This is a genomic window from Flavobacterium sp. (assembly GCF_044349645.1).
Lineage (GTDB): Bacteria > Bacteroidota > Bacteroidia > Flavobacteriales > Flavobacteriaceae > Flavobacterium.
The window spans coordinates 1-11,144 of sequence record NZ_JBIKQP010000046.1 but is presented as its reverse complement, the minus strand read 5'-3'; the positions used below and the strand labels follow the sequence as shown (position 1 = coordinate 11,144).

At 31.1% G+C, this 11,144-nt stretch carries 8 protein-coding genes and 1 tRNA gene; 4 read left to right on the top strand and 5 right to left on the bottom strand.

Annotated elements, in window-relative coordinates:
- Positions 1 to 90: 90 nt before the first annotated feature.
- Both rimP and AC9UFV_RS08600 read right to left on the bottom strand, forming a co-directional pair.
- Positions 91 to 555: a ribosome assembly cofactor RimP gene (gene rimP / locus AC9UFV_RS08605; protein ID WP_509574860.1), complete on the bottom strand. Its 465-nt coding sequence runs from the start codon at positions 553 to 555 to the stop codon at positions 91 to 93.
- Between the two features lie 181 nt (positions 556 to 736).
- A tRNA-Gln gene (locus AC9UFV_RS08600) sits at positions 737 to 807 on the bottom strand.
- Positions 808 to 962: 155 nt separating this feature from the next.
- On the opposite strand from AC9UFV_RS08600, the gene AC9UFV_RS08595 reads away from it, so the two are divergent.
- Positions 963 to 4,274: a glycosyltransferase family 117 protein gene (locus tag AC9UFV_RS08595; RefSeq protein ID WP_509574858.1), complete on the top strand. Its 3,312-nt coding sequence runs from the start codon at positions 963 to 965 to the stop codon at positions 4,272 to 4,274.
- Between the two features lie 93 nt (positions 4,275 to 4,367).
- Here AC9UFV_RS08595 and AC9UFV_RS08590 read toward each other — a convergent pair whose 3' ends face one another.
- Both AC9UFV_RS08590 and AC9UFV_RS08585 read right to left on the bottom strand, forming a co-directional pair.
- The gene (locus AC9UFV_RS08590) at positions 4,368 to 4,664 is read right to left on the bottom strand and encodes a thioredoxin family protein (protein ID WP_509521458.1); all 297 of its coding nucleotides are present in this window, start codon (positions 4,662 to 4,664) and stop codon (positions 4,368 to 4,370) included.
- A gap of 74 nt (positions 4,665 to 4,738) precedes the next feature.
- Positions 4,739 to 5,974, bottom strand: coding sequence for a metallophosphoesterase (locus AC9UFV_RS08585; protein ID WP_509574856.1), 1,236 nt, complete (start codon positions 5,972 to 5,974; stop codon positions 4,739 to 4,741).
- A 130-nt stretch (positions 5,975 to 6,104) separates the two neighbouring features.
- Here AC9UFV_RS08585 and polA point away from each other — a divergent pair, with 130 nt between their 5' ends.
- Positions 6,105 to 8,945, top strand: a complete 2,841-nt coding sequence (gene polA, locus AC9UFV_RS08580) for a DNA polymerase I (RefSeq protein WP_509574854.1) — start codon at positions 6,105 to 6,107, stop codon at positions 8,943 to 8,945.
- Positions 8,946 to 8,970: 25 nt separating this feature from the next.
- The gene (locus AC9UFV_RS08575) at positions 8,971 to 9,708 is read left to right on the top strand and encodes a nicotinamide mononucleotide transporter family protein (protein WP_509574852.1); all 738 of its coding nucleotides are present in this window, start codon (positions 8,971 to 8,973) and stop codon (positions 9,706 to 9,708) included.
- Here the strand turns inward: AC9UFV_RS08575 and AC9UFV_RS08570 are convergent.
- On the bottom strand, positions 9,689 to 10,723 hold the full coding sequence (locus AC9UFV_RS08570) for a LacI family DNA-binding transcriptional regulator (RefSeq protein WP_509574850.1): 1,035 nt from the start codon (positions 10,721 to 10,723) through the stop codon (positions 9,689 to 9,691). The genes AC9UFV_RS08575 and AC9UFV_RS08570 overlap by 20 nt on opposite strands.
- A gap of 299 nt (positions 10,724 to 11,022) precedes the next feature.
- Between AC9UFV_RS08570 and AC9UFV_RS08565 the strand changes: the two genes are divergently transcribed.
- On the top strand, positions 11,023 to 11,144 hold a 122-nt coding region (locus AC9UFV_RS08565; RefSeq protein ID WP_509574862.1), incomplete at its 3' end, for an uL13 family ribosomal protein.

Here is an 11,144-nt window from a genome sequence, read left to right as displayed (position 1 = left end):
ATCGCCATTAGCGTTACACGATCAATAAGTTTATCGTCTTTAAACTCTGAAAACGAATCGATTAAAGCTAAATTTTCCATGCTCTATCTATTAAAAAATTATTATAACTATTGCTTTTTTTATTTCTGAATATGGGATTTCTTCTCTTTTTTGAACGGTTTCTTTCCCTTTTCCAATTTTTTTAGGCTCTCTTGCCTCCCATTCTAATACAATAAAATCATCATTAGCATCTGTTAATTTTGCTTCTATTGTAGTAGTTTGGGTTTCCACTTGAAGTGTTCTTCCAATGTTCTTTTTGTATTGACGAATATTTTTTAATGGCGATGAAACTCCTGCTGATGCAACTTCTAATGAGAAATCACATTCTTCTCTATCTAAATTATTCTCTATAGAACGGCTGATATCAATACAATCTTGAAGGATCACACCAGAATCACCATCTAATGTTACTGTTATTTTAAAACTTTCGCTTATGTTCAAATCAATTAAAAAAAGTGATGGCTTTTCTAATAATGCTTCTTCCAATGAGCGACTTACTTTATCTTTAAATGTCATAGCTTTTATAAAAAGAGGCACGCAATGCGTGCCTCATTATCTAATCTTTCATATAAATAACGATGCAAATATACTATTTTTTTTATAAACCAAAAATCATTCTGCAATCTTATTGTCAAATCAAAAAATTATTAAGGTTTTAACCATAAAAAAACTCCTCAATTTCTTGAGGAGTTTTTTGTTGGTCTACTAGGACTCGAACCTAGAAAGACTGCACCAAAAACAGTTGTGTTACCATTACACCATAGACCAATTCCGTTGCTTTAAAGCGAGTGCAAAATTAAACGAAATTTTAAGTTTCACAAATTTTTTACATAAAAATAATTAAAAATAAATTTTTAGCATTTCATTAAGCAAAAAAACATTTTCTTTGTACATCAAAAAAAAGTAAAATTCATACTATATATATGACAAACTTCAATTTTAACAAATGGAATACCATTTTAGGTTGGATCACATTTGCAATAGCATTAACCACATATACACTTACCGTTGAACCAACAATGAGTTTTTGGGACTGCGGAGAATATATTGCCACAGCGGCAAAACTTGAAGTAGGTCACCCACCCGGAGCGCCATTATTTCAAATGATTGGAGCCTTTTTCGCTATGTTTGCCACTGATGCAAAATACATTGCTTTAATGGTAAATATGATGTCGGTTTTTTCAAGCGCATTTACCATTTTATTCCTTTTTTGGTCTTCTACATTATTAATTAGAAAAATAGTTAATTCCATTGCTTTTTCTAATGATTACGAAGGTTCAAATGAGCCAATTTCAAAAAATAACGCTATTGTAGTTTTAGGAAGTTCTTTTATAGGTTCCCTAGCTTTTACTTTTTCAGATAGTTTTTGGTACAATGCTGTGGAAGCTGAAGTTTATGCAATGGCTACCTTATTTATCGCTTTGTTATTTTGGCTTGGATTGCGCTGGGAACAAGACATGAATACTCCTCGCGGAAACAGATGGTTGCTATTAATTTCATTAATCGTGGGGCTTTCATTTGGAGTCCACTTTATGGCTCTATTAACAATTCCGGCTATAGGATTCTTATATTTTTTCAAAAATTACAAAACAGTAACTTTTAAAAATTTCATTATAGCCAATGTTGTTGTAGTGGCAGTTTTACTATTTATATTCAAATTATTATTGCCTTTAACCATGGCGTTTTTTGGTAAAGCAGAAATATTTATGGTTAATAGCCTTGGCTTGCCTTTTGATTCTGGTACTATTTTCGTGACATTATTATTGATAGGATTGTTTTATTTTGGAATTAAATACACAAAATCAAAAGGGTATGTTCAAATGAATACTTTAATTTTATGTGTATTATTCATCTTAATTGGATTTTCAACTTGGATGATGTTGCCAATTCGTGCTAATGCAAATACGGTAATCAATGAAAATAAACCTTCAGATGCAGCAGAAGTTTTGGCCTATTATAATAGAGAACAATATGGAAACAATCCATTGTTTTACGGTCCTCAATACACTGATACTTTTGCAGGATTAGACAAAGAAACTCCTTATTTAGACAAAGCGCCTAACTATGAAAGAGATTATAAAACCGGTAAATATATAATTACCAATAATTATAAAAATGCAGAACAAAACAGTGACGACAATCAAAAAGCGTTTTTACCTCGTTTATGGAGCACTGAGCATGTAGAAAATTATATGGATTTCACTAATCCGCCTGAATTCAAAATGAATCCAAATTATGCCTATGAAGAAGATTTAGGACAATATGGAATTGATATTAACCAACTTTCGGAAGAGGATTTAGCAAAAGCAAGTTCACAATTAAGAGACGAAGTTGAGAAAACTGTTAATGAGTTTAGAGCTGCTTATGCTGCAAAAAGAGTTGATAACGGGGATTATGTTACTTTTTTAAAGACGTATGGCGATTATCTTATTATTGAGAAACCATCAACTGCTGATAATATCCAATTCATGTTTGAATACCAATTTGGTTACATGTATTGGAGGTATTTAATGTGGAATTATACTGGTAGACAAAATGACAATCAAGGAAATTATGACTTGGTTGATGGAAATTGGTTAAGTGGAATTGACTTTATCGATGAATTACATCTTGGACCACAATATGATTTACCGTCAGATACTTTAAATAATAAAGGTAGAAATGTATATTATTTCATTCCATTTTTACTTGGTTTAATCGGATTGTTATACCATGCCTATAAAAATCAAAAAAGTTTTTATGTGCTTTTAGTATTGTTCCTATTTACTGGATTGGCTCTAAAAGTATATTTAAATGAAAGACCCTATGAACCTCGTGAGAGAGATTATGCATTAGTAGGTTCGTTTTATGTTTTTGCAATTTGGATAGGAATTGGAGTTTATGCCATTTATGACATTTTAAAAAATTACCTCCAACCAAAATTTGCTGGGCCAATTGTACTAGCAACAACAATTCTAGGAGCACCGATATTAATGGCTTCTCAAAACTGGGATGATCACGATCGTTCTGGAAAATTTACTGCAATTGCTTTGGCGAAAAACTATTTGAATTCTTGTGATAAAAATGCAATTTTATATACCATTGGCGATAATGATACTTTTCCACTTTGGTACGCACAAGAAATTGAGAACATTAGAACTGACGTAAAAATAGTTAATACCAGCTTGTTTATGACCGATTGGTACATCGATCAAATGAAAAACAAAACTTATAAATCGGATGGTTTACCAATATCATTTACACACGATCAATATGTTGGAGATAAATTAGATTATATAGTTTATAACCAATTGACTGATACTCGTTGGGACATTAAGAATTTTATGGAATTTTCTAAAAGTGATGATCCTAAAACATTTGTAGATATGCCAAACGGACAAAAGGTACATTTTTATCCAACCAATAAAATCAGATTGTTAATTGATAAAAATAATATCATTAAGAATAAAGTGGTGAGCCCAAAATTCTATGATTCTATTGTTCCTTACATTGATATTGATATTAAAGGTAGAGCAATCTATAAAAACCGTATAATGATGTTGGATATTTTGGCTAATAATGATTGGAAAAGACCAATTTATTTTTCTCCTGGTAGTTTCGGCGATGACGATTACCTGTGGATGAAAGATTTCCTTCAATTGAATGGAATGCTTTATAAATTAGTCCCAATTAAAACACCAGTTGCTAAGGATGCAAGCCAACATGATATGGGATGTATTGATTCTGAGGTGATGTATAAATTAGTAAAAAAATGGGATTGGGGTAATGGAGATAGTCCAAATATTTATCATGACAACGAGACTCGAAGAAATAGTATTTCTTATAGAACCAATATGTCTAGATTAATGGAGCAATTGATAAACGAAAAGAAATTTGCGAAAGCAGAAGAAATCATTGACTTGGGTATGAAAAAAATGCCTATTAGATACTACGATTATTATACTATGGTTGAGCCATTTGCTAGCGGTTATTACGCTATTGGCAAAAAGGAAAAGGCTAGAAAATTATTAACTGAACTTTCGAAAAAATACCAAGAACAATTAAAGTATTTTAGTAACTACAAACCTTCAGAATTAGGAACAGTGGCTATGGAGGTTGTTACCAATATAGAAAGATACAGAAGCCTATTGGAAGTAATGAAAGACAGTAAAGATTTTGAATTCTATAATGAGAATAGAAAAGTATTCAACATGTACAATCAAATGTTCAAACTATTTGACAGGGATAATGAATAAAAAAAAGTAAAAAAAATATCACTTTATTTAAAAATAGGGTGATATTTTTCATTATAAATGTAATAAATGTACGGAAATTGCTTTTTTTTGATCTTAAATTTGGTCTTGAACCAAGCTAATAATTGTATTAGCATCAAGCTCACCAGATTGTCTCCAAACCATCTGACCTTGTTTGTAAATCATTAAAGTTGGAAGTCCTTTAATTCGTAAAGCATCGGCTAATTCTTGATTTTTATCAACGTCGATTTTTATTACTTTTGCTTTGTCACCAAGGGCTGCAGCCACATCTCTGATAACAGGATGCATAGAAACTGAAGGCTCGTTCCATTCTGTGTAAAAATCAATTAGCACTGGTAATTGAGTATTTATTAGTTCTCCAAATTTTGACATAAAACCAAAAAATTTAATTTAATTTAGACTTCTAAATAGAGATTATACGGTACAAATATAAGGAATTTAACAAATTACACTGTATATTTTCCTTTTTTTAGTTCTATAACGGTAATTTCCGGCATAATTCCAACGCGTCCAGGATAGGCGTGAAAACCAAATCCTCTATTAACATAAACGTATCTTCCCTTATTTTCGTATAATCCAGCCCATTGTTTGTAAACATATTGAACCAAACTCCATTTGAAATAACCAGGAATTTCTATTCCAAACTGCATTCCGTGCGTGTGACCCGATAAAGTCAAATGGAAATTTTTCTCATGATTTTTAACTTCATATTCCCAATGTGATGGGTCATGACTCATTAAAATTTTGAAATCATCCTTAGTTAAATTGGCGGAAGCCAGATTGATATCGCCAGCTTTCTTAAAATTATTGCCCCAATTTTCTACCCCCACCAATGCAATTTTATCTTCTCCTTTTTCAATAAATGTATGTTCATTCAATAACAATTTAAAATCTATTTTACCATATAAATCTTTAATTGCTTTAAAATTTTCTTCTTTAGCTTCTTGAGAAGGCCAAGTTACATATTCTCCATAGTCGTGATTCCCAAGCACTGAAAATTTTCCATATTTATGTTCTTTGATTCTTTTAAAGGTATCAATCCAAGGATGCATTTCTTTAGCATGGGTATTAACGATATCACCTGTAAACAAAATCATATCGGAATTCTGCTCATTAACTAAATCAATCGCGTAATTTATTTTATCAGGATTGTCAAAACTACCGCTGTGAACATCAGAAATTTGAGTAATTGTAAAACCGTCAAAGGCATCTGGCAAATCTGGAAAATAAAGCCTTTGCTTGATCACTTTAAAATTATATTTTCCAAAAGTCATTCCGTAAATTAGAGATGCAAATGGAATAGCCGCCAACCCTAAAGCAATCTGACTTACAAATTTTCTTCTCTGAGGAAAAAAAGTGGCGTCTTTACTGTAATTTGAAAAATAATTTGAAGTTCCAACAAATAATCGGTAAATATCTTCAATAAGTAAAATAAAAGCCATTAAGAATTTTGGAAGTAAAACTAACAATAACAATCCCAAAGTGATCATCGTCATTTTGGTTTGACCCACACTTCTATCAAATTTTGTAAATTGATATACAATAAAAATTATAGCTGAAAGCGAAATAACAATATAAGATGTTAAAACCCATCTTACCTTAGTAATTGTTTTAATAGCTTGAAAAGCATAAAGTTCAAAAATAAAAATTATAAAACAAAGGATGAGGATTCTGAAAGCCATTCAAAAAAATTTTTACAAAAGAACGAATAAATTAAACAAATGTAACTTCTATTAAATAAAAATTAACTTGAATTGTACTCTTTAAATTTCGATTGATTATTTTTACAAATTAAAATACACTTTACAATATATGTCAGCTCAAAAAAGATTGTTCCTGTTAGATGCTTATGCTTTAATTTTCCGAGGTTATTATGCCTTTATTAAAAACCCTAGAATCAATTCAAAAGGACTTGATACTTCCGCAATCATGGGTTTTATGAATTCATTAATGGATGTCATCAAAAGAGAAAAACCGGATCATTTAGCTGTAGCCTTTGATAAAGGAGGAAGTGATTTACGAAATGATATTTTTCCAGAATACAAAGCCAATCGTGACGCAACTCCCGACGCCATTAAAATTGCTGTTCCTTATATCCAAGAATTATTGAAGGCGATGCACATTCCTATTATTGAAGTAAAAGGATATGAAGCTGACGATTTAATAGGTACCATTGCAAAACAAGCCGAAAAACAAAATTTTAAAGTTTTTATGGTTACTCCCGATAAAGATTTTGCCCAATTGGTATCAGAGAATATATTTATGTACAAACCCGCAAGAATGGGAAATGGAATTGAAATATGGGGAATTCCTGAAGTACTTGAAAAATTTGAAATTGAAAGACCAGAACAAGTAATTGATTTCCTGGGAATGATGGGCGATACTGCTGATAATATTCCTGGACTTCCGGGAGTTGGAGAAGTGACGGCTAAGAAATTTTTGAAAGAATTTGGTACAATGGAGAATTTATTGGCCAATACCGATAAGCTTTCTGGAAAAATGAAAGACAATATTGAAGCCAATAAAGAAAAAGGGATACTATCAAAAAAATTGGCGACCATACTTTTAGATTGCCCTGTAGTTTTTGATGAAAATGACTACGAATTATCCACTCCTGATGTTGCAAAAACAGATGCCTTATTCAATGAACTAGAATTCAGAAGAATGGCAGAACAATTTGATTCCATATTTAAAAAAGGAGGAACTCCGGCGCAAATTAGTCAAGTTGAAGAAGCTAAATTATACAAAAAGCCTCAGCCGAAAAACGAAGATCAATTTGATCTTTTTGGAAGTACAAATCCTGATGCAACATCCGATGAAACGCGTCATCAGTATTATAATTCTTTAGAAAATACCGAACATTTTTATCAAACAATTCAAGGGGATTTGGCGGTAAAATTGCTTTTGCAAAACCTACAAAATCAAACTTCTGTATGTTTTGATACCGAAACTACCAACATAGATGCCTTACATGCCGAATTAGTAGGAATTGCATTTTCCTATGAAAAAGGAAAAGGATTTTATGTTCCCTTTCCAGAAAATAAAGAAGAATCGATTTTATTAATTGAAAAATTCAGGCCGTTTTTTGAGAATGAATCGATTGAAAAAATCGGACAAAACTTAAAATACGATTTAAAAGTTCTTTCCAATTATTCAATTCAAGTTAAAGGTAAATTGTTTGACACGATGATTGCGCATTATCTAATTAATCCTGATATGCGTCATAATATGGATATTTTGTCTGAGACTTATTTAAAATATTCTCCAAAATCCATTGAAGATTTAATTGGTAAGAAAGGAAAAAATCAGCTTTCAATGCGCGATGTTTCTTTGGAAGATATAAAAGAATATGCTGCTGAAGATGCTGATATAACATTGCAATTAAAAGAAAATTTTACCCTACAATTAGATAATACGGATACCAAAAAACTCTTTGATGAAATTGAAATTCCATTGGTAAAAGTTTTGGCAGCAATGGAAAAAGAAGGTATTCGAGTAGATGTAGATTTTTTAAAATCATTATCACACGATTTAGGCAATGACATCCAAAAACTGGAAACTACCATTTATGAAATTGCAGGTGAAAAATTCAATTTGGCATCCCCAAAACAATTAGGAGACATTTTATTTGACAAATTAAAAATTGGCGGAGCAAAACAAAAAAAGACAAAAACTGGGCAATATGCAACCGGTGAAGAAATTTTAAATTATTTGGTTAAGGAACATGAAATTGTAAAAGCAATTTTGGATTGGAGACAATTAGTAAAATTACAAAACACCTATGTTGATGCATTGCCAAACCAAGTAGATTCGACTACCAATAGAATTCACACTGATTACATGCAAACTGTTGCTGCTACAGGAAGGCTGAGTTCCAATAATCCAAATTTGCAGAATATCCCAATTCGAACTGAAAGAGGTCGTCAGATTAGAAAAGCATTTGTGGCACGCGATGAAAATTATACCTTGGTTTCTGCCGATTATTCTCAAATTGAGCTTCGCATAATTGCAGCTTTAAGCGGTGAAGAAAACATGATTCAATCTTTCCAAAAAAACGAAGATATTCATAAAGCAACAGCTTCGAAAGTTTTTAATATTCCGTTGGAAGAAGTGACGCGCGAACAAAGAAGCCATGCTAAAACGGTGAATTTTGGAATTATTTATGGCGTATCTGCCTTCGGGTTGAGTAACCAAACTTCCCTTTCTAGAGCTGAAAGTGCAGCTTTGATTGAAGCTTATTATCAAACCTATCCAAGTTTGAAATCTTATATAAATAACCAAATTCAATTTGCAAGAGAAAACGGTTATGTGCAAACAATTCTTGGTAGACGTCGCTATTTAAAAGACATCAATTCACAAAACGCAATTGTACGTGGTGGTGCCGAAAGAAACGCAGTGAATGCTCCAATTCAGGGAAGTGCCGCCGATATTATAAAAATTGCTATGATTAATATTCATGAAAAACTGACAAGCGAAAATTGGAAAAGTAAAATGCTTTTGCAAGTTCATGATGAATTAGTATTTGATGTTCATCACTCAGAATTAGAAAAAATCAAACCGATGATTAAGCATGAAATGGAAAATGCTTTCACCTTAAATGTACCTTTGATTGTTGAAATTGGTGAAGGTAACGATTGGTTGGCAGCGCATTAATAATAACCCACTATTCAAAAAAAGAATGTTTTTACTTTCAGAAAAATCCATAAATACCATAAAGTCAATTACTAATAGTCAGTATTTAGATATAATTGGGTTAGTAATTGTGCTCATTGGATCAATATATTTAGGTTATCACAAAACTGAAGTAAACGTTCAAATTAATTCAATTGAATATGTTATTCCACTAGGAATTTTTTCAATAATTAATGTTGGTTTTTCGATGATTTCAACTCGTTTGGTGACCAAAAAAAATAACATTGGAAATTTCATTGGAACATTAAATACCGCTTTAAGTGGTGTAATTGATTATTTATTAGGAAATATTGCGGCAATATTAACCTACCCAATTTCATTTTTTGGAAATTATTTTGCTTTCAGAATTTGGAAAGAAAAGAGAATTCTAAATAGCATTGACGGTATTTTCTATAGAAATTTATTTTTTGGTGTGGTATTATCGCTTGTTCTAAATTACATCGGTTTTAAGTATTTAAGTGACAAACCAATTGATTGGGGATTGTTTTTTGCAATTGCGGTTCCTGCGGGAATTAGTTTTGGAGGAACATTTAATAATAGTAGGATGTACCCTGACAATTGGATTATGTGGCAAACCTATAATTTGTCGAAGATTGTTCAGAGTGTTATGATAATGAATGTCGCTAATTTGATAAAGTATTTATTCTACCTAATTAATGCTGTGTTGGGATATGTTACATGGAAAGACGATAAGAAAAAAGGATTTATTTTGCCTTCTTCGTAGATTCTCTATCTCTTAATTCTGTTTTGATAACTGTAGTTTTATAAACACTTTCTTCGTCGAATTTGGTGTTTTCCAATCTTTCAATTAACAATTTTGCGGCAGCTTCGCCAATTTCTGGGCCATGTTGACTAACGGTTGTTAGACTTGGAGATAAACGTCGAGAGGCCAAAATTCCATCAGCAAAACCTATTATTGAAAGGTTTTCTGGTATTTTATAACCAAATTTTAAACCGAATTTTAATGCTGCAACAGAATCATTTTCATCTAAAGCAAAAATTCCATCGATTTTATGTTTTTCAAAAAGATTTTGAATTTTTAAATTGGACTCTTCCTCTGATTCAGTTCTAATGATTAAGTTCTCATCAATTGGAAAATTATTGTCTTGAAGCGCTTTTAGATAACCTTCATATCTTAGTTTTCCAACGCTTAAGTTATCAATTGATGAAAATAATGCTACTTTTTTACAACCTAAATCAATTAAATGTTGGGTTGCGTTTCTAGCAGAATCAAAATCGTCTACAATTACTTTGTCGCATTCCACTTCGTCTGAAGTTCTATCGAACATTACAATTGGAGTACCGTCATTAATGATTTCTTTAAAATGCTCGTATTCATTTAACTTTTGTGCCTCTTTAGAAATAGACAAAATAAATCCGTCAATAGTTCCATTACTTAAAATTTCCAATGCGTGAATTTCTTTTTCAATAGATTCATTAGAAATACACATTATGACATTGTAACCTTTGGATTCGGCAACTTTCTCAATTCCTGTGAAGACTTTTGCGAAAAAAGAATTTAGAATATTAGGAATAATTACTCCAATAGTTTTCGTTTTTCTACTTTTTAAATTGATACCAATAACATTTGGTTTGTAATTTTTAAGTTTTGCATATTCTTTAATTCTGATTTTAGTTTGGGTACTAATTTCAGGACTATCGTTTAAAGCTTTAGAAACTGTAGAAACAGAAACTAGTAGTTCTTTTGCAATTTGTTTTAAAGTAGCTTTTGATTTCATTGAAATAAAATTAGGTGTAAAAGTACGAAAATTGAATAAAAATTATTAATAAAAACTCTTTTAAGTTAAAAAATAGGAATGAAAAGCAGATTACATTAAATTTTTACAAAAAAAATAGATGTTATAAAAAAGTAAAGATTAAAGAAAAAGCCATTAATTTTTAATCCTTGTAGTAATGTTAATTAGAGGTAATAAATATTTTTAAAATAATCTTAATCAGGTATTTGTATTTAAAATAAATAATTGTACTTTTGCAACCCCTTTTTATTGGGGATGGAATGTTTAATTAAAAATATATTATGGACGCATTAAGCTACAAGACACAATCAGCAAGCAAAGCCACCGTTACAAAGGAGTGGATCATTGTTGATGCCGATGGGCATAACTTAGGTCGTCTTGCTTCAAAAGTCGCAATGATTTT